Here is a 19,299-nt window from a genome sequence, read left to right as displayed (position 1 = left end):
GGCCACCTAGAAAGGGAACAGCGGGCTGAGGAAGAAACGGTCGAACCAGCCTGGCTGACTCGCATCGGCAAAGGCACCAGTGCCCGAGTAGGTGATGCGTGCATCGGCGACACGGGTCGAGGAAACGGTGTTGTCAGTGGCGATGTCATCTGCCCGGACCATGCCGGCGATCCGCACCAGCTCATCGCCGGTGTTGAGGGTCAGCCACTTCTCTCCGCGCACGGCGATGATGCCGTTTGGCAGCACGTCGGCAACGGTCACGGTGATCGAACCGGTCAGGCTGTTGCTCTGCCCCGACTTGCTATCGCCCTTGGTGGCGCGGTCGCCGGCATAACCGACGTCCAGGCTCAGGTCACCACCACCCACCGGGTCATTGGTGCTCAGGCCACCACCGAAAAACGAGCTCAGCCCGATGTCGGTCTTGCTGGTCTTGCCCACCTGCGAGTTGGCGTTTTTGCTCGCCTGTGTCCGCTCGTTCAAGGTGATGGTAATGATGTCACCGACCCGGAAAGCCTTGCGGTCGCTGTACAGGTTCTGTTCGAAACCGGCCTGATAGATCGAGCCGTTATTGGCGGCAGCCGGTAGCGGCGTGCGCGGCAACACCGGAGCGTAATAAGGGTCATTGGGCTTGGGCGTCGGGGCGACGCAGCCCGCGAGCGCGGTGATCCCACTCAGTGCCAGAACAGATACAAAGCGATTCATGACCCTACCTCACGGTGTTGCAGGCGACCTCATGGTCGCCTCATAGACTTGATTACAGATTCTGCGTTACGAACGAGAGCATCTGGTCGGCGGTGGAGATCACCTTGGAGTTCATCTCGTAGGCGCGCTGGGTAGTGATCATGTTGACCATCTCCTCAACGGTGCTGACGTTGGACGTTTCCAGGGTGTTCTGCAGCGTGGTGCCGAAACCGGCGAGGCCCGGCGTACCGACTTGCGGCGCGCCACTGGCAGCAGTTTCGAGGAACAGGTTGTTACCCACGGCTTGCAGGCCGGCCGGGTTGATGAAGTCGGCGGTTTGCAGGTTGCCGATCACCTGGGACGCGGCGTTGCCAGGAACGGTGACGGACACGGTACCGTCGCGACCGACAGTGAAGGTCTGGGCATCGTTCGGGATGACAATGGCCGGCTCCAGGGCGAAACCGCTGGCGTTGACGATCTGGCCGTTGGAGTCCAGATGGAAAGTACCGTCACGGGTGTAGGACGTGGTGCCGTCCGGCTGCAGAATCTGGAAGAAACCGCGACCGTCGATAGCCATGTCCAATGGCTGCTCGGTGGTTTGCAGGCTGCCGGCGGTGAAGTTTTTCTGGGTGCCGACGATGCGCACACCGGTACCCACTTGCAGACCCGACGGCAGTTCGCTGTCCTGGGTCGACTGGGCGCCTGGCTGGCGTTTGATCTGATAGAGCAGGTCCTGGAATTCGGCGCGATCACGTTTGAAACCCGTGGTCGACACGTTGGCCAGGTTGTTGGAAATGGTGGTCAGGTTGGTGTCCTGGGCGGACAAACCTGTTTTGGCAACCCATAGAGCCGGAAGCATTCGATTCTCCTCGTGCGCCTGTTTTACGGCGCGACGTTCTGGTAATTAGCTGATCTGCAAGACCCGAGCCATGGCCTGGTCGTCTTCCTTGGCGGTGTTCATCATCTTGATGTGCAATTCGAATTGCTTGGCCAGCGCCAGCACCGAGGTCATTTCCTCGACAGCATTGACGTTGCTCGACTCGAGGAAACCGGACACCAGTTTCACGCCAGCATCGGCTTGAGCCGGCTTGCCGTCCTTGGTATGGATCGAACCATCCAGGCCTTTGGTCATGTTCTTGAAGTCAGGGTTGACCAGCTTGATGCGGTCGACTTCGGCCATCACTCGCGGGCCTTCGCCCATCGCACGGATGCTGATGGTGCCGTCCTCGCCAACTTCGATCTGTTGCTCGGGCGGCACGGCAATCGGTCCACCGTTGCCCATCACCGGCATACCGTTGCCGGCTCGCAGCACGCCTAGCGCGTCGACGTTCAGGCTGCCGGTGCGCACATAGCTTTCACCGCCATCGGGGTTTTGCACGGCAATCCAGCCATTGCCCTGAACCGCGACATCGAGGTCACGACCGGTTTCCACCAGGGAGCCGGCGGAGAAGTCGGTGGCCGGACGCTCGGACATGGCAAACGCACGCGCCGGAAAGCTGTCGCCGAACACCGGCATCGAGCGCGCTTGCTCCAGGTCTTTCTGAAAACCGTTGGTGGAGATGTTCGCCAGGTTGTTCGCATGAGCCTTTTGCGCCAATGCATTCTGGCTGGCGCCGGTCATCGCTACATAAAGGTACTTGTCCACACTCTTTCCTCTGCATGCCGGACGTTTGCCGCCCACTGCTGTACTGCTGAGCCATAAGCAATTTGCAGACCAACTTTTTTCTGGCGGCACCGGACCCGGCAAACAAAGGACTTGAGGGGTTTTACGAGGAAAGGAGGAATGTAGAGAAGACGAAAAACCGGCGGTGTTATGCCGCTACGCGGCAACGGATCAAAAAATCGCAGCCTCGTTGCACTCGACAGCGCCTACACGTAAACACGCGATCCCATGCAGGAGCTGTCGAGTGCAACGAGGCTGCGATCTTTTGATCTTAAATGCTGCTGTCCTTGCCCACCTCATACTCCCGCAACTTGTTGGCAATCGTGGTGTGTGAAACCCCCAACCGCTTGCCCAGCTGTCGGCTGCTTGGATGCTCGGAATACAGGCGCTCCAGCACTGCCTTTTCAAACCGGCCGACGATGTCGTCCAACCCGCCTTCCAGCGAAAAATCGCCAAGGGGCTGACGCACGCCATAGTCCGGCAGACGAATATGTTCAGCCTTGACGGTGCCGCCTTCACACAGGGAAACCGCCTGGAACAAGACGTTCTCCAGCTGCCGCACATTACCGGGCCAATGGTAATGACTGAGCCGCTCCATGGCCGCTGGCGCCAACTTCGGCAACGGGCAGCCGATCTGCCGACTGGCCTGATCAAGGAAGTGCTCAACCAGCGGCGTCAGACCATCCAGGCATTCGCGCAGCGGCGGGATGTGCAGCGACAGTACATTCAAGCGGTGGTACAGGTCCTGGCGAAACTCACCGCGCGCGCACAGTTCGGACAAATCCACCTGGGTTGCGCAAATCACTCGTACATCGAGGTAAACCTCTTCATCGCTGCCGACACGACGGAAGCATCCGTCCTGCAAGAAGCGCAGCAATTTCACCTGCAAGCGCGGGCTCATTTCGCCGACGCCATCGAGAAACAACGTACCGCCCGCCGTCAATTCCAGCAGCCCGAGCTTGCCTTCAGCCCGCGCGCCTTCGAAGGCGCCGGGACCGTAGCCGAACAGTTCAGTTTCGGCCATGGACTCTGGCAGGCCGGCACAGTTGAGCGCCATCAGCGGCGATTGACCGCGTGGACTGGCCAGGTGGCAAGCCCGCGCCAACAGCTCCTTGCCGGTGCCGGTTTCGCCCTCTATTAATAGTGGCGCATCCAGCGGTGCCATGCGTCGGGCTTCGCGGACCACGGCGGCCATCACTTTCGAGCTTTGGAAAATGCTGTCGAACCCGCGCAATTCCTGCTTGCGCACGTTGTAGATGCGCTCGCCCACCCGATCCGCGCGGTGCAGCGTGAGTACTGCGCCGGCCATGGCTTCGCTGTCATCGTGCTCCGATTGCAGCGGTGCGATGTCCGCCAGGAACACATCGCCTTTTACCTTCACTCGCAACCCGTTGATCCGCGACTTGTTGGCGCGGACAAGTTCTGGCAGGTCGAAATCCTCTGCGTAACGGGACAAGGGAATGCCCGGCACTTCGTCCACCCGCACGCCGAGCAACTGCGCTGCCGCACGATTGGCCGCCACGATCGAGCCGCCCATGTCGATCGACAACACCGGAAATTCCAGCGCACCGAGCAAGGCATTGAGCTCCATGTGCCGACGCTCGCTGGGCATCAGCCCTACACGCTTGACGCCAAATACACCGGCGATGGATTCAAATTTCGCACGCAACGCCTGGAACTGCAGGTTGATCAGGTTTGGGCAGTGCAGGTAGATCGCATTCCCATGCTCACCACCCACTTCGCCGCGAGCGACGTTGATCCCGTACTCCACCAGCAGGTTGAGAATGTCGCGCAGAATGCCGATGCGGTTCTGGCAATGGACTTTGATACGCATATGAAAGACCTGATAAACGATGATTGACCTGTGGGAGCCAGCCTGCTGGCGATGACGTCTCATCTGTCGATGTTGATGTCGAATGAAACACCGCTATCGCCAGCAGACTGGCTCCCCCAAGGTTAGCGCCCGACCTTTCTGACTAAGCGCGCAGATAGTCGTCAAGATTATGTGACACCTACGACGCTTTTCAAACTCGAAAAACTCAATAACTGCGCCACAGCAGGAAATCCGTAACGAAAACTTTACGATTTGATAAGAATTTTCCTACTTGCTGCTACTACCTGCAGCTGCATCGCCTCGCACCTTGGGTTATTTCTAACTCCATAGCTGGACATAACAAGAACGAAATTCCCTAGCAGGAGAGCAGCATGAAGCAGACGCAATACGTGGCTCGCGAGCCCGATGCGCAAGGTTTTATCGATTACCCCGCCGAAGAACATGCGGTGTGGAACACGCTGATCACTCGCCAACTGAAAGTGATCGAAGGTCGTGCGTGCCAGGAATATCTGGACGGTATCGAAAAACTCGGTCTGCCCCACGACCGCATTCCTCAACTCGGCGAAATCAACAAGGTCCTCGGTGAAACCACCGGCTGGCAAGTCGCCCGCGTTCCGGCACTGATTCCCTTCCAGACGTTTTTCGAATTGCTGGCCAACAAGCAGTTCCCCGTCGCGACCTTCATTCGTACCCGTGAAGAACTGGATTACCTCCAGGAGCCGGACATTTTCCATGAGATCTTTGGTCACTGTCCGCTGCTGACCAACCCCTGGTTCGCCGAATTTACCCACACCTACGGCAAACTCGGCCTGCAGGCGAGCAAGGAAGAACGCGTGTACCTGGCGCGTCTTTACTGGATGACCATTGAGTTCGGCCTGGTCGACACGCCTCAAGGCCAGCGAATCTATGGCGGCGGCATCCTCTCTTCGCCGAAAGAAACCGTTTACTGCCTCTCGGACGAGCCGGAACATCAGGCCTTCGACCCGCTGGAATGCATGCGCACGCCTTACCGCATCGACATTCTGCAGCCGCTGTACTTTGTCCTGCCCAACCTCAAGCGCCTGTTCGACCTGGCCCACGAAGACATCATGGGCATGGTCCAGCAAGGCATGCAGCTTGGTTTGCACGCACCGAAATTTCCGCCCAAGCCCAAAGCGGCCTGAGCAGATCCCGCTCGCGAGTTGCGCGCAAAGATAGTAATTTCCAACAAGAATCGAATTCAGGAATACACCATGAACGCTCTGAACCAAGCCCACTGCGAAGCCTGCCAAGCCGGCGCTCCTCAAGTCAGCGACGAAGAATTGCCGGTACTGATCAAGCAGATTCCAGACTGGAACATCGAAGTTCGCGACAGCATCATGCAGCTGGAAAAAGTCTTCCTGTTCAAGAATTTCAAGCACGCACTGGCATTCACCAATGCGGTCGGCGAGATCTCTGAGGCTGAAGGTCACCACCCGGGCCTGCTGACCGAGTGGGGCAAAGTCACCGTGACCTGGTGGAGCCACTCCATCAAAGGCCTGCACCGCAATGACTTCATCATGGCCGCGCGCACTGACGAAGTGGCCAAGGACGCCGAGGGCCGTAAGTAATGCACTTCGACGCCATCGGCCGGGTGCCCGGCGATCCGATCCTCGGGTTGATGGAGGCTTATGCGCAGGACGCTAATCCGCGCAAATTCGACCTCGGCGTGGGCGTCTACAAAGACGCTCAAGGCCTGACGCCCATTCCGCAAGCGGTGAAACTGGCCGAGGCGAGGCTGGTCGACCGTCAGTCGACCAAGACCTATATCGGTGGTCATGGCGAGCCGGCGTTTGGCAAGGCGATCAACGAGTTGGTGCTGGGTGCGGATTCCGCGCTGATCGCTGGACAACGGGCCGGCGCGACTCAGACACCGGGTGGCACTGGAGCACTGCGCCTGAGCGCGGACTTCATCGCCCAATGCCTTCCGGGGCGTGGTGTCTGGCTGAGCAATCCGACTTGGCCGATTCACGAAACCATCTTCGCGGCAGCCGGGATCAAGGTCAGCCACTACCCTTACGTCGGCCAAGACAACCGTCTCGACGTCGAGGCGATGCTGGCGGTGCTTAATGAAGTACCCACGGGCGATGTGGTGTTGCTGCACGCTTGCTGCCACAACCCGACCGGCTTCGATCTGTCCCATGAAGACTGGCGTCGCGTGCTGGACATCGTGCGCAGTCGCAATTTGTTGCCGCTGATCGACTTCGCCTACCAGGGTTTTGGCGATGGTCTGGAGCAGGATGCCTGGTCGACCCGACTGTTCGCTGCCGAGTTGCCGGAAGTACTGATCACCAGTTCGTGCTCGAAGAACTTCGGCCTGTATCGGGATCGCACTGGCGCGCTGATTGTTTGCGCGAAAACCGCTGACAAGTTGGTGGATGTTCGCAGCCAGCTGGCCAACATTGCCCGCAACCTGTGGTCGACGCCGCCGGATCATGGCGCCGCGGTGGTAGCGACCATTCTTGGCGATCCAGAACTGAAAAGCCTGTGGGCCGACGAAGTGGAGGCCATGCGTTTGCGTATCGCCCAACTGCGCAGTGGCCTGGTCGAAGCGCTCGAGCCTCACGGATTGCGTGAACGTTTCGCGCACATCGGGGTGCAACGGGGGATGTTCTCCTACACCGGCCTGACGCCTGAGCAGGTGAAGAACCTGCGTGATCATCACAGCGTCTACATGGTCGGTACTGGCCGGGCGAACGTGGCAGGAATAGACGCTACGCGCCTGGACCTGCTGGCCGAAGCCATCGCTGAAGTCTGCAAGTAACCCTTCTTGCAGCTTCGGAGCCTGCGAAGCTGTAAGGTCGCACTCATATCCCTGTAGGAGCTGTCGAGCCTGCGAGGCTGCGATCTTTTGATGTTGCCCTTAAAAACATCAAAAGATCGCAGCCTCGCAGGCTCGACAGCTCCTACAGAGGATGATCGCAGGATCCACGGTTCCGCACTCGGCGAATCCCCCTGCGGCCATCTGTCGCAGAAATCCCAGATAAAAGTCTATTTGTCATTTCTCCTGCTGTATCCTGCGCAAGCTTTGTAAAAGCGCGGATCTACCAGATCTATCAACAGACTTTGCGAGGAGCGCGAACCATGCACGAGATCCCTAATCTCCCCTTCCCAAGCCTGCACGAAACTGAGCAGACAACCACGCAACAAGCCGGCGCCCAACAGCCCGAGCCGACAGAAGCCACTGACAGTCGCAAGGCTGACAGCGAAGACTGATACACCGCACTACCAGACCGTGTGGAAAGCGCTAACATGCGCTTTCCACACTGCCTGAAACCCGAGCCCCCCATGTCTGACGAATTCAGCGAAGAGCAAGCCAGCGCATTGATCGGCACCGCCGAGAAAATGATCGAGATCTGGAATCGCCTCTCCCCCGAAAAACAAGCCGCCCTGCTCGCCCGTTTCGGCAGCGAAGAAAATGCCCTGGCCGCCCTGGTCACGACGCAACTGGTTGCCCCTGCCAAACCCTGATCAGCCATCCGGCAAATAGTTTTACTTTTTCACGACCTGCGGCCGCTCGCGCCGCTATCATAAGCTGCCTATCTATCCTGCTTTCCCGTGGACCTTTACCCATGTCTGAAAACCAGCGCCCCCTGGCGGTCACGCTGCAAGTTGTCTCCATCGTTCTGTTCACCTTTATTGGCTACCTGAATATCGGCATTCCCCTGGCCGTATTGCCTGGCTACGTCCACAGTGACCTGGGTTTCGGCGCCGTGATCGCCGGTCTGGTGATCAGCGTGCAATACCTCGCCACCCTGCTCAGCCGGCCGTATGCCGGGAAGATCATCGACAACAAAGGCAGCAAACTCGCGGTGATGTATGGCCTCGCCGGTTGTGGTTTAAGCGGCGTGTTCATGCTGATCTCGGCGTGGACTCAAAGCCTGCCGGCGCTTAGCCTCGTCAGCCTGCTGATCGGTCGCCTGGTCCTCGGCAGCGCGGAAAGCCTGGTGGGCTCGGGATCGATAGGCTGGGGCATTGGACGCGTCGGCGCAGCGAACACCGCCAAGGTGATTTCCTGGAACGGCATTGCCAGCTACGGCGCATTGGCCGTTGGCGCGCCGCTGGGCGTGTTGCTGGTGAGGGAGTGGGGCTTGTGGAGCATGGGCGTGAGCATTGTGCTGTTGGCCGTTCTCGGCCTGGCGCTGGCCTGGCCAAAAACCGCCGCGCCGATTGTCGTCGGTGAACGCTTGCCGTTCATGCACGTGCTGGGGCGAGTGTTGCCCCATGGCTGCGGTCTGGCACTGGGCTCGATCGGGTTCGGCACCATCGCCACGTTCATCACCCTGTATTACGCCACGCAAAACTGGGACAACGCGGTGCTTTGCCTGAGCCTGTTCGGCGCCAGTTTCATTGGTGCTCGATTGCTGTTCGGCAACCTGATCAATCGCCTCGGCGGCTTTCGCGTGGCGATTGCCTGTCTCTCAGTGGAAACCCTGGGCTTGCTGTTGCTGTGGTTGGCGCCGGACGCCCACTGGGCACTGGCCGGCGCAGCACTGAGCGGATTCGGCTTTTCGCTGGTGTTCCCGGCGCTTGGCGTAGAAGCGGTGAACCTGGTTCCGGCTTCAAGCCGTGGGGCGGCGGTCGGTGCTTACTCGCTGTTCATCGACTTGTCGCTGGGAATTACCGGACCTTTGGCGGGTGCCATTGCAGCAGGTTTCGGTTTTGCCTCGATCTTCCTGTTCGCCGCCATTGCCGCGTTAAGTGGTTTGGGTTTGAGTGTTTACCTGTACCGCCAGGCGCCCAGGTACCTTGATGAAAAATACCGTGAAGAGCGTGGCGCTCGCTAGAAATCGACCTTCCCTCGCCCGGCCTTGATGCTGCCGCGCTTGGTCTTGGATTCCAGTCGACGCTTCTTCGAACCCAGCGTCGGCTTGGTCGGCCGGCGTTTCTTTTCGACCTTGGTGGCGCTAAGTATCAACTCGATCAACCGCTCCAGCGCATCGGCGCGATTGGCCTCCTGCGTCCGGTATTGCTGGGCCTTGATGATCAGCACGCCTTCGCTGGTAATGCGACTGTCACGCAGCGCCAGCAGGCGTTCTTTGTAGAATTCGGGCAAGGACGAGGCCGGGATGTCGAAGCGCAGGTGCATGGCACTGGAAACCTTGTTGACGTTCTGTCCACCGGCGCCCTGGGCGCGGATGGCGGTCAACTCGATCTCGGCATCCGGCAGATGCACGTTGTTGGAAATCACCAGCATGGAAAGCGTCCGTATTCAGAACGTGCAGGATACCGCGAATGCCGTCACGAACCACTGTAGGAGCTGTCGAGTGCAACGAGGCTGCGATCTTTTGATCTCGATCTTCGGCAATTTCACAATCGCCAAAGATCAAAAGATCGCAGCCTCGTTGCACTCGACAGCTCCTACAGGGTGCAAGGTGATTGCTGCGGCAAAGACAACAAACCCGGCACATGGCCGGGTTTGTGGTTTCTGCGCGTTGCTTTACTTCACAGCGGGCTGCAATGCATGCCGGGCGGTGCGCTTGTTCTTGATGCCGTAGCAGATCCACATGAACGCAACCCACACCGGAATCGCGTAGACCGAGATCTGGATGCCAGGAATCAGCAGCATCACACCCAGGATGAACACCACGAACGCCAGGCAGATGTAGTTACCGTAGGGGTACCACAGCGCCTTGAACAGCGGCGTTTGTTGGGTCTTGTTCATGTGCTGGCGGAACTTGAAGTGCGAGAAGCTGATCATCGCCCAGTTGATTACCAAAGTGGCCACTACCAGTGACATCAACAGCTCAAGCGCACTGTGCGGGATCAGGTAGTTCAGCAGCACGGCAATCAATGTCACCGCTGCCGAAGCCAGGATCGAGCGTACTGGTACGCCACGCTTGTCGATCTTCGCCAGGACCTTGGGCGCATCACCCTGCTCGGCCATGCCCAGCAACATACGGCTGTTGCAGTAGGTGCCGCTGTTGTAGACCGACAATGCGGCGGTCAGCACGACAAAGTTCAGGATGTGCGCGGCTGTGCTGCTGCCAAGCATCGAGAACACCTGCACGAACGGGCTGCCGCTGTAGGAATCGCCGGAAGCATTCAGGGTGGCCAGCAAGCTGTCCCACGGTGTCAGCGACAGCAGAATGACCAGTGCGCCGATGTAGAAAATCAGGATCCGGTAGATCACCTGGTTGATGGCTTTCGGGATCACGGTTTTCGGCTTGTCGGCTTCTGCTGCGGTGAAACCGAGCATTTCCAGGCCGCCGAAGGAGAACATGATGATCGCCATGGCCATGACCAAGCCGCTAATCCCGTTCGGGAAAAAGCCGCCATGGACCCACAGGTTGGTCACCGATGCTTGCGGACCGCCGTTGCCGCTGACCAGCAGGTAGCTGCCCAGCGCAATCATGCCGACGATGGCCACGACCTTGATGATTGCGAACCAGAATTCGGCCTCGCCAAAGACTTTGACGTTCGCCAGGTTGATCAGGTTGATCAGTACGAAGAATCCGGCAGCAGAGACCCAGGTCGGGATGTCCGGCGCCCAATAGTGAATGTACTTGCCGACCGCGGTCAGTTCCGACATGCCCACCAGGATGTACAGAATCCAGCAGTTCCAGCCCGACAGGAAGCCGGCGAAACCACCCCAGTACTTGTGCGCAAAGTGGCTGAAAGAACCGGCCACCGGCTCTTCGACGATCATTTCGCCCAGTTGGCGCATGATCATGAAAGCGATGAAGCCGCAGATGGCATAGCCGAGGATCATCGACGGGCCAGCAGATTTCAGCACGCCGGCCGAGCCCAGGAACAACCCGGTACCGATGGCGCCACCGAGGGCGATCAGTTGAATGTGGCGATTTTTCAGGCCGCGCTTCAGCTCGCCTGAATGCGAGTTTTGTCCACTCATGAAAAGGGTCTCACGCAAGGTTTGATGATGTTCAGTAGACGATGCTGCTCAGTTGCGATTTCAAGCAGCGCCGATCAAACCCCAGCGCAGGCACCAGGAGTTCAGCGTATTTACAACGTTCATGCGTCACCTGTTTGTTTTTATCTGTGACGAAATCGAACCCGACACGCTTGTGGCGCAGCGGAGTGAACAAGGCGGATAGCCCTGAGGTTTGCGCAGATGCGCAGGAGGTCACAGTTAAAACGCGGCGCATTGTACACCTGTAACCCCCTGCTGCCAGACATCACTGGATCAGCGTGTCATTTGCCGGGATTGCGTGTGTCCGCCCAGGAGCTGCCGGGAGAATGCAAAAATTGAGTCAGACCTTTGCGGGTCATCGACGGGAACGGTAAGAAAACGTCCCTTGGGGAGATGAAGATGGATCACGGCGTTCATTGCGCCTCCTTGTTTTTATGCACCTGCACGGCAGGCATGGGGCGCATCTGATCCTTCTATGGAGGCTGAAACAAGCGGGCCAGAGCGCTGGCGAGGGGTCATCGAAGCGCCCGACGGAAGGAATTCCTTACAGAATTCAGGAAGTGTCGATTGCGCTGGATGAATCGGGGAATTTCGTAAGTTTTTCGTTACAGGCCGTAACGCAGGTTTTCCATTCCGCAATTGGATGGAATGGCCGCAGACGCCATCGCGAGCAAGCTCGGCTCTCACAGGGTAAATGGGCGTACGCACTCTCTGGTACATCTTGAATCAATGTGGGCGCGGGCTTGCTCGCGAAGAGGCCCTTGAATTCACCACATCATTAAAGGCGGCAAAAAAAAACGCCAACCCGAAGGTTGGCGTTTTTCATGTGCCGCTTACCGATTACTCAGGCTTGCGGCGACCGAAGCCCGGACGCTGGCCCGAACCGGCTGGCGCACCACGACGCTTGCCCGATGGCGCGTCTTTGTCGACCAGAACGATGCCTGGGCGTTTTTTCGGCGCAGGCTTGGCCGGACGCTTGGTATCGGTCGGACGATCCGCCACTGGCGTTCCACGACCTGATTCACCACGACCAGCCGGTGCGCCGCGATCACTGCGACCGCCCGTAGGCGCGCCGCGGCCTTCGCCACGTTCAGTGCGACCGTTGGCCGGACGCGGAGTGCGTGGACCGCGCTCGCCATCGGCACGAGGCGCTGCCGGTTTGCGGGCAGGACGTTCGCCTTCGATATGCGGCTCACGGGCTGGACGAGGACCGGCAGCCGGTGCGCCTGCCGCAGGACGCAGTGTGCGTACGCGCTCGGTAGTGCCCATCGGACGGGACGATTTACGTTGCATACGCTCGAGCTTGTCTTTGCTCTTGGCGTTCATCTGCGGCATGGCCACTGGGGTCAAGCCCACTTCAGCACTCAGAATGTCGACTTCGTACTGGCTCATTTCGCGCCAGCGGCCCATCGGCAGGTCGGAGTTGAGGAACACCGGACCGAAACGCACGCGCTTCAGGCGGCTGACCACCAGGCCCTGGGATTCCCACAGACGACGAACTTCGCGGTTACGACCTTCCATCACCACGCAGTGGTACCAGTGGTTGAAGCCTTCGCCTCCTGGTGCCTGCTTGATGTCGGTGAACTTGGCCGGACCGTCTTCGAGGACGACGCCCGCTTTCAAACGCTCGATCATCTCGTCATCGACTTCACCACGAACACGCACCGCGTATTCACGGTCCATTTCGTAGGACGGGTGCATCAGGCGGTTGGCGAGTTCACCGTCGGTGGTAAACATCAGCAGACCGGTAGTGTTGATGTCCAGACGACCGATGTTGATCCAGCGGCCTTCTTTCGGGCGCGGCATCTTGTCGAATACGGTTGGACGGCCTTCCGGGTCGTTACGGGTGCAGATCTCACCGTCGGGCTTGTTGTACATGATCACACGGCGCACCGACTCGGCGGCTTCTTCGCGCTTGATCACCTTGCCATCGATGGTGATGGCGTCATGCAGGTCGACGCGCTGACCGAGGGTGGCGTCTTTGCCATTGACCTTGATGCGGCCGTGGCTGATCCAGGCTTCTACGTCACGGCGCGAGCCGACGCCGATACGGGCGAGGACTTTCTGCAGTTTTTCGCCTGCTGGGCCGATTTCCTGGTCGTCTTTCTGGTCGTTGATACTCATCTGGGCACCTCCCGGTGTGGTCTGTTCAGGAAGCCCTGAATTGAGCGACCTGAAGCGATGTAAATCTGGGTACTTTGGCGAAGCAGTCGCCGAAGGGTCGCGAATCATACGCTCATGACGGCGTTCGCGCATCAGAGACTAGCTGATTGATGCAAGGTTATTTGCTTTTCCGCCGACCGGTGGCGCCGAGCTTGATCAAGCGCAGTGCCGCTTCGGCGAGCACCGAACGTTTGTCGACCTTGTCGAGTTTCTTCCAGGCCTTGATCTCGCGCTTGCTGCGACCGCAGCCGACGCAGATATCGTCGGTGAATTTGCAGATGCTGATGCAGGGGTCTTTGGTTGAGCTCATCACATACTCCAGGTAACACAAAACCCTGTGGGAGCGAGCTTGTCCGCGATCGCGGTGGGTCAGGCAGCAAGAATGTCGACTGGCACGCCCTCATCGCGGGCAAGCCCGCTCCCACAAGGATCTTCATTGCACGCAGGGTTTGGGTCAGTCTTCGAATTCGCGGCGTTCGGCTTCAATTGCTTCGGCCAGGGCGCGGGCTTCGGCTTCTTCGTCGCTTAACTCGGGCTCGGGCTTTTGCTGTTCAAGGGCAGCGACGGCGGCCAGGAGTTTCTCGCGAGCTTCGGCAACGCCGAGCACATCGTCGTCCTGTTCCTCTTCAAGTGTGTCGTCAGGCTCTGCCTGAAGTTCAACTTCAATCGCAGGTTCAGGCTCGACCTCAACCTCAAGTTCAACTTCAATCCCAGGTTCAGGTTGATCCTGAAACTCTTCGCTCTGAGTTACCGCCCCATCGCGCAGGAGGTCATCGAAGTCGGTCTTGATCCCGTCTTCCATGGTGTCCAGCTCCAGCAATAGCGTATGGAAGCTGGTTTCTTCCTTCGGCTCTTCCTGTTCGGCACTGGCATCCGCCAACGCCTGCAGACTCGCGGGCACCGGAGCATCGTCGAAATCAAGCACTGGATCCGGTTCCAGCTCTCGCAGCTCCGCCAGCGGCGGCAGATCGTCGAGGTTCTTCAGGTTGAAGTGATCGAGAAACACCTTGGTGGTCGCGAACATCGCCGGTTTTCCGGGCACGTCACAGTAGCCGACGATGCGGATCCACTCGCGTTCAAGCAGCGTCTTGACGATGTGACTGTTGACCGCCACGCCCCGCACGTCCTCGATTTCACCCCGGGTAATGGGTTGGCGATAGGCGATGAGCGCCATGGTTTCGAGCATGGCGCGGGAGTAACGCTGGGGGCGCTCTTCCCACAAGCGGCCGACCCACGGCGAGAATGTTTCGCGAATCTGCAAGCGATAGCCCGAGGCAACCTCCTTCAGCTCGAAGGCGCGGCCGTCACAGGACTTGGCCAGGATCGTCAGCGCTTTCTTGAAAACGGGCGGTTCTGGTCGCTCACCCTCTTCAAAGAGTTCGAACAGGCGTTCAAGCGATTGCGGCTTTCCCGAGGCCAACAGAAAGGCTTCAAGCAATGGCGCCAGCTCGCGTGGTTCAGTCAGGTTCATGATTCAACTCGTTATTCGGCTCGGGCCCGCACGTGGATCGCCGCGAACGGCTCATTCTGCACCAGCTCGACCAGGGATTCCTTGACCAATTCGAGGATCGCCATAAAGGTCACCACCACCCCCAGGCGCCCTTCTTCGGCAGTGAACAGCTCGACAAAGGGCACGAAACCACCGCCCTTGAGCCGCTCCAGTACATCACTCATGCGTTCTCGCGTGGACAACGCCTCACGACTGACCTGGTGACTTTCGAACATATCGCCACGGCGCAGGACCTCGGCCATGGACATCAGCAACTCTTCCAGGCTCACGTCCGGCACCAGCTTGCGCGCACGCGCCTCGGGGGCATCGAGCTTGGGCACCACAACATCACGACCTACACGACTGAGACCATCAATGCCTTCAGCCGCCGCCTTGAAACGCTCGTACTCCTGCAAGCGGCGGATCAGCTCGGCGCGCGGGTCGTCTTCTTCGGCTTCAATCGATTCTGCACGGGGCAACAGCATCCGCGATTTGATTTCGGCCAGCATCGCAGCCATCACCAGATACTCGGCGGCCAGCTCCAGGCGCACCGTCTGCATCAACTCGACATAGCCCATGTACTGACGGGTAATTTCCGCCACCGGGATATCGAGGATGTTGATGTTCTGTTTGCGGATCAGGTACAGCAACAGGTCGAGTGGACCTTCGAACGCTTCGAGGAAGACTTCCAGGGCATCAGGCGGAATGTACAGGTCCAGCGGCATTTCCATGACCGCCTGGCCATAGACCATGGCGAAAGGCAGCTCTTGCTGGGCACCGGCCTGACTGTCGACGGGTTCTACTGCAGACATCTAGGCCTCGGCCATGAACGGCGCAGGGTCGCCACAACCGACACGAATGACTTCCGGTTCGCCATCGGCGAGGTTGATCACGGTGGACGCCTTGATCCCGCCAAAGCCGCCGTCAATGATCAGGTCGACCTGATGTTCAAGCATCTGCCGCATTTCGTAAGGATCCGTCAGTGGATCGGTGTCCCCCGGCATGATCAGCGTCACGCTCATCAAGGGCTCACCCAGCTCTTCCAGTAATGCCAGGGCAATTGGATGGCTCGGCACGCGCAGGCCGATGGTGCGTTTTTTCGGGTGCAGCAACAGCCGCGGGACTTCGCGGGTGGCGTTGAGAATGAAGGTGTAAGGCCCCGGCAAATGGGCCTTGAGCAACCGGAAGGTGCCGGTATCGATCTTGGCGAACAGGCCCAACTGCGACAGGTCACTGCAAATCAGCGCAAAGTTGTGCTTTTCATCCAGCTGTCTCAATCGGCGCACGCGCTCCACGGCATTCTTGTCGCCGATCTGGCAACCAATGGCGTAGGACGAGTCTGTGGGATAAATCACCACCCCGCCTTTGCGGATGATCTCGACAGCCTGTTTGATCAGGCGCGCTTGCGGGTTTTCCGGATGAATCTGGAAAAATTGACTCACATTTTCTACCTGTTCAGACGGCGGCAATAATTGGGTCATGTTTGAATCGACACCAAAGTGGTGGCAGATCCTCCGGGAGCGGGCGATATTCACCGATCTCGGACCAGCCTCCAGGGCCATGAAAATCACTGCCGGCACTGACCAGCAGACCGAACTCACGGGCAAGAATCGCCAGGCTACCCACTTGCTCTGCAGGCTGATGGCCATTGACCACTTCGATTGCGTGGCCCCCTGCTTGAATATAGTCAGAAATCAGCCGACGACGTTTGCTGCGAGTGAAATCGTAGTGCCAGGGATGCGCGAGGCTCACCCAGGCCTTCGCGGCCCGTAGGGTTTCGACGGTCTCCTCGAGAGTCGGCCAATGCTGCTTGACGTCCCCCAGCTTGCCGGCACCCAGCCATTTGCGGAACGCTTCAGCGCGGTCCTTGACGAAACCTTCGCGCACCATCCAGTCAGCGAAATGCGGACGGGCCGGCGCATTGCCGCTGTCACCCAGTTCCTGCTGAATGGCCCGGGCGCCCTCCAGCGCTCCGGGCATGCCCTTGAGTGCGAGCTTGCGGCTTATCTCTTCGGACCGTAGCCAGCGACCATCGTGCAGTTTGGCGATGGCTTCGACCAATGAAGGCGCGTTGACATCGAAACCGTAGCCCAGCACGTGGATGGTGGCACCGCCCCAGGTGCAGGACAATTCGACGCCGTTGACCAACTGCATCCCCAGCGCCGTTGCCGTCGTACGGGCCTCATCGAGCCCTTCGAGGGTGTCGTGATCGGTCAAGGCCAGGACTCGCACGCCTTTCTCGAACGCACGCTCGACCAAAACCCTGGGCGCCAGTGCGCCGTCGGAGGCCGTGCTATGGCAGTGCAAATCAACATTCACGGGGATGTATTACCTCAAATCAGCTGGCGCTATCGCGCGCCCATATGTTTGTTATTATGCCGCCACATCCTGCTTCTGGCTGCCACTGTGAAACAATTCATCGATTTCATCCCGCTTCTCCTGTTTTTCATCGTCTACAAACTCGATCCCCGGGTCGTCGACATCGCCGGCCATGAGTTGACTGTAGGCGGTATCTACAGCGCCACCGCCATGCTGATCATCAGTTCCCTGGTGGTGTACGGCGCGCTGTTCATCACTCAGCGTAAGCTGGAGAAGAGCCAGTGGCTGACCCTCATCGCCTGCCTGGTCTTCGGTAGCCTGACCCTGGCCTTCCACAGCGAGACCTTCCTTAAATGGAAAGCGCCCGTGGTCAACTGGCTGTTCGCCCTGGCATTCATCGGCAGCCACTTCATCGGTGACCGCCTGCTGATCAAACGCATCATGGGCCACGCGCTGACGCTGCCGGATCCGGTCTGGACCCGCCTGAACATTGCCTGGATCGCGTTTTTCCTGTTCTGCGGTGCGGCCAACCTGTTCGTCGCCTTCACATTCCAGAGCTACTGGGTCGACTTCAAGGTCTTCGGTAGCCTGGGCATGACCTTGCTGTTCCTGGTCGGCCAGGGCATTTACTTGTCCCGCCACCTGCACGACGCCGATACCACAACTCCAAAAACCGAGGACTGACATGCTTTACGCAATCATTGCCACAGACGTCGCCAACTCCCTGGAAGCCCGCCTGGCCGCGCGACCTGCGCACCTCGAGCGCCTGCAACAGCTCAAGGGCGAAGGCCGTATCGTATTGGCCGGCCCACACCCGGCGGTCGACAGCAATGATCCGGGCGCAGCGGGCTTCACCGGCAGCCTGATCGTTGCCGAATTCGATTCCCTGAGCGCCGCCCAGACCTGGGCCGACGCCGATCCGTACATCGCCGCCGGCGTGTACGCCAACGTTTCGGTCAAGCCGTTCAAGCAAGTTCTGCCCTGATACGCTCCTGCACGATGAACCTTTGTGGGTTCATCGTGCTCTCAATCGCTCATTATTCCCGTTTGCCTGCCGACAACTTGCCCAATAACCCGATTGGAATCAGGAGTCGCGATGCGCAAGGGTCCGTTGTGTCTGATATTGGTAACGTTGTCGGTGGTGGGCACCGCCCAAGGTGAAGAGAGCGCCGGTTCGACGCCCGTTTCCCCGAGTGCCGGCAGCCAGATCAGCGAACTGCAGCAACGTTTGCAGGCAAGCGAGCAGCAACGAGAAGTACTGAGCAAACAATTGCAAAGTAACGATGGCGAACGCGAAAGCGCCCAACTGAGCCGATTGCGCCAAGAGAACCAGCGCCTCAAGCTGCAACTCAAGGAAGCACAGGCCAGCCCCCAGCAGCCGCGTCTGTTGACCGATCAACAACAGTGGTTCGTCACGGGAGCGGGAGTTGCACTGTTGGCACTGCTCTGCGGTATCTTCGCCAGTGGTGCAAGTCGAAAACGTCGGCAATGGTTAAATTGAGTGATTCATGAGCGAGTTGTTATTAATTGATGATGACCAGGAACTGTGTGAGCTCCTGGGCAGTTGGCTGAGCCAGGAAGGCTTTCAGGTCCGTGCGTGCCACGACGGCCAAAGCGCCCGCCGCGCGTTGGCTGAAACTTCGCCGGCAGCCGTGGTGCTGGATGTGATGCTCCCGGACGGCAGCGGCCTGGAATTGCTCAAACAATTGCGTAGCGATCACCCGGACCTGCCAGTGCTGATGCTGTCAGCCCGTGGGGAACCGCTGGACCGCATCCTGGGCCTGGAACTTGGCGCTGACGATTATCTGGCCAAGCCCTGCGATCCTCGGGAACTGACCGCCCGCCTGCGCGCAGTGTTGCGTCGCAGCCATCCGGTGGCCGTGACCAGTCAGGTAGAGCTGGGTGACCTGTGCTTCAGCCCGGTGCGTGGCGTGGTCAGCATCGATGAACAGGAATTCACCCTCACAGTCTCGGAAAGCCGCCTGCTCGAAGCGCTGCTCAAGCAGCCCGGCGAACCGCTGGACAAACAGGAACTGGCGCAAATCGCCCTCGGTCGCAAGCTGACCCTGTACGACCGCAGCCTGGACATGCACGTCAGCAACCTGCGCAAAAAAATCGGCCCGCACCCCGACGGCCGCCCTCGCATCGTTGCCCTGCGCAGCCGCGGTTACTACTACAGCCTTTAAAACTCGCCCCTGCAGGTGCTGCGTTGTCTCCTGTAGCAGCTGCCGAGCCTGCGAGGCTGCGTTCGGATGCGCAGC

Annotated in this window: 23 protein-coding genes; 10 read left to right on the top strand and 13 right to left on the bottom strand. The window is 59.2% G+C overall.

Features of this window, described 5'->3' with window-relative positions; all coding sequences use genetic code 11:
- Positions 1-6: 6 nt before the first annotated feature.
- The 4 genes from flgH to ACA063_RS07595 form a co-directional block, all read right to left on the bottom strand.
- Positions 7-702 (bottom strand): flagellar basal body L-ring protein FlgH, encoded by a 696-nt coding sequence (gene flgH / locus ACA063_RS07610; RefSeq protein WP_162440425.1) that lies wholly within the window; start codon positions 700-702, stop codon positions 7-9.
- 52 nt (positions 703-754) lie between these two features.
- Complete coding sequence (gene flgG / locus ACA063_RS07605; RefSeq protein WP_045058874.1) at positions 755-1,540, bottom strand: flagellar basal-body rod protein FlgG; 786 nt, start codon at positions 1,538-1,540, stop codon at positions 755-757.
- Positions 1,541-1,585: 45 nt separating this feature from the next.
- Positions 1,586-2,326, bottom strand: a complete 741-nt coding sequence (locus tag ACA063_RS07600) for a flagellar basal body rod protein FlgF (protein WP_162440426.1) — start codon at positions 2,324-2,326, stop codon at positions 1,586-1,588.
- Between the two features lie 289 nt (positions 2,327-2,615).
- Positions 2,616-4,178, bottom strand: a complete 1,563-nt coding sequence (locus tag ACA063_RS07595; protein WP_497665371.1) for a sigma-54-dependent transcriptional regulator — start codon at positions 4,176-4,178, stop codon at positions 2,616-2,618.
- A gap of 371 nt (positions 4,179-4,549) precedes the next feature.
- Between ACA063_RS07595 and phhA the strand changes: the two genes are divergently transcribed.
- The 6 genes from phhA to ACA063_RS07565 all read left to right on the top strand — a co-directional run bounded on the left by phhA (position 4,550) and on the right by ACA063_RS07565 (position 8,983).
- A complete protein-coding gene (phhA, locus tag ACA063_RS07590) occupies positions 4,550-5,341 on the top strand; it encodes a phenylalanine 4-monooxygenase (RefSeq protein ID WP_162440428.1) in 792 nt (263 codons plus the stop codon).
- A gap of 69 nt (positions 5,342-5,410) precedes the next feature.
- On the top strand, positions 5,411-5,767 hold the full coding sequence (locus ACA063_RS07585; protein ID WP_162440429.1) for a 4a-hydroxytetrahydrobiopterin dehydratase: 357 nt from the start codon (positions 5,411-5,413) through the stop codon (positions 5,765-5,767).
- Entirely contained in the window at positions 5,767-6,960 is a 1,194-nt protein-coding gene (locus tag ACA063_RS07580) for an amino acid aminotransferase (protein ID WP_497665370.1), read from the top strand. Before ACA063_RS07585 ends, ACA063_RS07580 begins: the two co-directional genes overlap by 1 nt.
- Before the next feature lie 320 nt (positions 6,961-7,280).
- The gene (locus ACA063_RS07575) at positions 7,281-7,412 is read left to right on the top strand and encodes a hypothetical protein (protein ID WP_497665369.1); all 132 of its coding nucleotides are present in this window, start codon (positions 7,281-7,283) and stop codon (positions 7,410-7,412) included.
- 72 nt (positions 7,413-7,484) lie between these two features.
- Entirely contained in the window at positions 7,485-7,667 is a 183-nt protein-coding gene (locus ACA063_RS07570; RefSeq protein ID WP_162440431.1) for a hypothetical protein, read from the top strand.
- A gap of 101 nt (positions 7,668-7,768) precedes the next feature.
- The gene (locus tag ACA063_RS07565) at positions 7,769-8,983 is read left to right on the top strand and encodes an MFS transporter (RefSeq protein WP_497665368.1); all 1,215 of its coding nucleotides are present in this window, start codon (positions 7,769-7,771) and stop codon (positions 8,981-8,983) included.
- Here the strand turns inward: ACA063_RS07565 and arfB are convergent.
- The 9 genes from arfB to ACA063_RS07520 form a co-directional block, all read right to left on the bottom strand.
- Positions 8,980-9,393, bottom strand: coding sequence for an alternative ribosome rescue aminoacyl-tRNA hydrolase ArfB (arfB, locus tag ACA063_RS07560; protein ID WP_123434006.1), 414 nt, complete (start codon positions 9,391-9,393; stop codon positions 8,980-8,982). The two genes, ACA063_RS07565 and arfB, sit on opposite strands and share 4 nt — an antisense overlap.
- Before the next feature lie 243 nt (positions 9,394-9,636).
- Positions 9,637-11,049: an amino acid permease gene (locus tag ACA063_RS07555; protein ID WP_497665367.1), complete on the bottom strand. Its 1,413-nt coding sequence runs from the start codon at positions 11,047-11,049 to the stop codon at positions 9,637-9,639.
- Positions 11,050-11,080: 31 nt separating this feature from the next.
- Positions 11,081-11,302 carry a hypothetical protein gene (locus ACA063_RS07550; protein WP_194690672.1) on the bottom strand — a complete coding sequence of 74 codons (222 nt, stop codon included), beginning with the start codon at positions 11,300-11,302 and terminating at the stop codon, positions 11,081-11,083.
- A gap of 605 nt (positions 11,303-11,907) precedes the next feature.
- Complete coding sequence (rluB, locus tag ACA063_RS07545) at positions 11,908-13,191, bottom strand: 23S rRNA pseudouridine(2605) synthase RluB (protein WP_194690673.1); 1,284 nt, start codon at positions 13,189-13,191, stop codon at positions 11,908-11,910.
- Positions 13,192-13,348: 157 nt separating this feature from the next.
- Positions 13,349-13,540 carry a DUF1289 domain-containing protein gene (locus ACA063_RS07540; protein WP_497665366.1) on the bottom strand — a complete coding sequence of 64 codons (192 nt, stop codon included), beginning with the start codon at positions 13,538-13,540 and terminating at the stop codon, positions 13,349-13,351.
- Between the two features lie 144 nt (positions 13,541-13,684).
- Positions 13,685-14,701, bottom strand: a complete 1,017-nt coding sequence (gene scpB / locus ACA063_RS07535) for an SMC-Scp complex subunit ScpB (RefSeq protein WP_497665365.1) — start codon at positions 14,699-14,701, stop codon at positions 13,685-13,687.
- A gap of 11 nt (positions 14,702-14,712) precedes the next feature.
- Entirely contained in the window at positions 14,713-15,531 is an 819-nt protein-coding gene (locus ACA063_RS07530) for a segregation and condensation protein A (RefSeq protein ID WP_162436836.1), read from the bottom strand.
- Positions 15,532-16,161, bottom strand: a complete 630-nt coding sequence (locus ACA063_RS07525) for an L-threonylcarbamoyladenylate synthase (protein ID WP_247289436.1) — start codon at positions 16,159-16,161, stop codon at positions 15,532-15,534.
- A 13-nt stretch (positions 16,162-16,174) separates the two neighbouring features.
- Positions 16,175-17,038 carry a PHP domain-containing protein gene (locus ACA063_RS07520; protein ID WP_497665364.1) on the bottom strand — a complete coding sequence of 288 codons (864 nt, stop codon included), beginning with the start codon at positions 17,036-17,038 and terminating at the stop codon, positions 16,175-16,177.
- An 87-nt stretch (positions 17,039-17,125) separates the two neighbouring features.
- Between ACA063_RS07520 and ACA063_RS07515 the strand changes: the two genes are divergently transcribed.
- The 4 genes from ACA063_RS07515 (at position 17,126) to ACA063_RS07500 (ending at position 19,224) form a co-directional block, all read left to right on the top strand.
- Complete coding sequence (locus ACA063_RS07515; protein WP_162436838.1) at positions 17,126-17,722, top strand: septation protein A; 597 nt, start codon at positions 17,126-17,128, stop codon at positions 17,720-17,722.
- A gap of 1 nt (position 17,723) precedes the next feature.
- Positions 17,724-18,023, top strand: a complete 300-nt coding sequence (locus tag ACA063_RS07510; RefSeq protein ID WP_497665363.1) for a YciI family protein — start codon at positions 17,724-17,726, stop codon at positions 18,021-18,023.
- A gap of 111 nt (positions 18,024-18,134) precedes the next feature.
- Complete coding sequence (locus ACA063_RS07505) at positions 18,135-18,539, top strand: SH3 domain-containing protein (protein WP_497665362.1); 405 nt, start codon at positions 18,135-18,137, stop codon at positions 18,537-18,539.
- A gap of 7 nt (positions 18,540-18,546) precedes the next feature.
- Complete coding sequence (locus ACA063_RS07500; RefSeq protein ID WP_162436841.1) at positions 18,547-19,224, top strand: response regulator transcription factor; 678 nt, start codon at positions 18,547-18,549, stop codon at positions 19,222-19,224.
- Positions 19,225-19,299: the final 75 nt, after the last annotated feature.

The sequence above is a fragment of the Pseudomonas sp. LBUM1643 genome, from assembly GCF_059716215.1.
Note: the sequence above shows the minus strand (reverse complement) of the source record. Positions and strands in the feature narration are given on the sequence as shown.

What these genes read in the sequence shown, in the direction of transcription:
- ACA063_RS07510 (WP_497665363.1), top strand. Translation starts at nt 17,724, where the DNA reads ATGCTTTACGCAATCATTGCCACAGACGTCGCCAACTCCCTGGAAGCC.
- ACA063_RS07570 (WP_162440431.1), top strand. Translation starts at nt 7,485, where the DNA reads ATGTCTGACGAATTCAGCGAAGAGCAAGCCAGCGCATTGATCGGCACC.
- ACA063_RS07540 (WP_497665366.1), bottom strand. Translation starts at nt 13,540, where the DNA reads ATGAGCTCAACCAAAGACCCCTGCATCAGCATCTGCAAATTCACCGAC.
- phhA (WP_162440428.1), top strand. Translation starts at nt 4,550, where the DNA reads ATGAAGCAGACGCAATACGTGGCTCGCGAGCCCGATGCGCAAGGTTTT.
- ACA063_RS07585 (WP_162440429.1), top strand. Translation starts at nt 5,411, where the DNA reads ATGAACGCTCTGAACCAAGCCCACTGCGAAGCCTGCCAAGCCGGCGCT.
- ACA063_RS07550 (WP_194690672.1), bottom strand. Translation starts at nt 11,302, where the DNA reads ATGCGCCGCGTTTTAACTGTGACCTCCTGCGCATCTGCGCAAACCTCA.
- scpB (WP_497665365.1), bottom strand. Translation starts at nt 14,701, where the DNA reads ATGAACCTGACTGAACCACGCGAGCTGGCGCCATTGCTTGAAGCCTTT.
- rluB (WP_194690673.1), bottom strand. Translation starts at nt 13,191, where the DNA reads ATGAGTATCAACGACCAGAAAGACGACCAGGAAATCGGCCCAGCAGGC.
- flgG (WP_045058874.1), bottom strand. Translation starts at nt 1,540, where the DNA reads ATGCTTCCGGCTCTATGGGTTGCCAAAACAGGTTTGTCCGCCCAGGAC.
- ACA063_RS07595 (WP_497665371.1), bottom strand. Translation starts at nt 4,178, where the DNA reads ATGCGTATCAAAGTCCATTGCCAGAACCGCATCGGCATTCTGCGCGAC.
- ACA063_RS07555 (WP_497665367.1), bottom strand. Translation starts at nt 11,049, where the DNA reads ATGAGTGGACAAAACTCGCATTCAGGCGAGCTGAAGCGCGGCCTGAAA.
- ACA063_RS07575 (WP_497665369.1), top strand. Translation starts at nt 7,281, where the DNA reads ATGCACGAGATCCCTAATCTCCCCTTCCCAAGCCTGCACGAAACTGAG.
- ACA063_RS07565 (WP_497665368.1), top strand. Translation starts at nt 7,769, where the DNA reads ATGTCTGAAAACCAGCGCCCCCTGGCGGTCACGCTGCAAGTTGTCTCC.
- ACA063_RS07505 (WP_497665362.1), top strand. Translation starts at nt 18,135, where the DNA reads ATGCGCAAGGGTCCGTTGTGTCTGATATTGGTAACGTTGTCGGTGGTG.
- ACA063_RS07500 (WP_162436841.1), top strand. Translation starts at nt 18,547, where the DNA reads ATGAGCGAGTTGTTATTAATTGATGATGACCAGGAACTGTGTGAGCTC.
- ACA063_RS07530 (WP_162436836.1), bottom strand. Translation starts at nt 15,531, where the DNA reads ATGTCTGCAGTAGAACCCGTCGACAGTCAGGCCGGTGCCCAGCAAGAG.
- arfB (WP_123434006.1), bottom strand. Translation starts at nt 9,393, where the DNA reads ATGCTGGTGATTTCCAACAACGTGCATCTGCCGGATGCCGAGATCGAG.
- flgH (WP_162440425.1), bottom strand. Translation starts at nt 702, where the DNA reads ATGAATCGCTTTGTATCTGTTCTGGCACTGAGTGGGATCACCGCGCTC.
- ACA063_RS07580 (WP_497665370.1), top strand. Translation starts at nt 5,767, where the DNA reads ATGCACTTCGACGCCATCGGCCGGGTGCCCGGCGATCCGATCCTCGGG.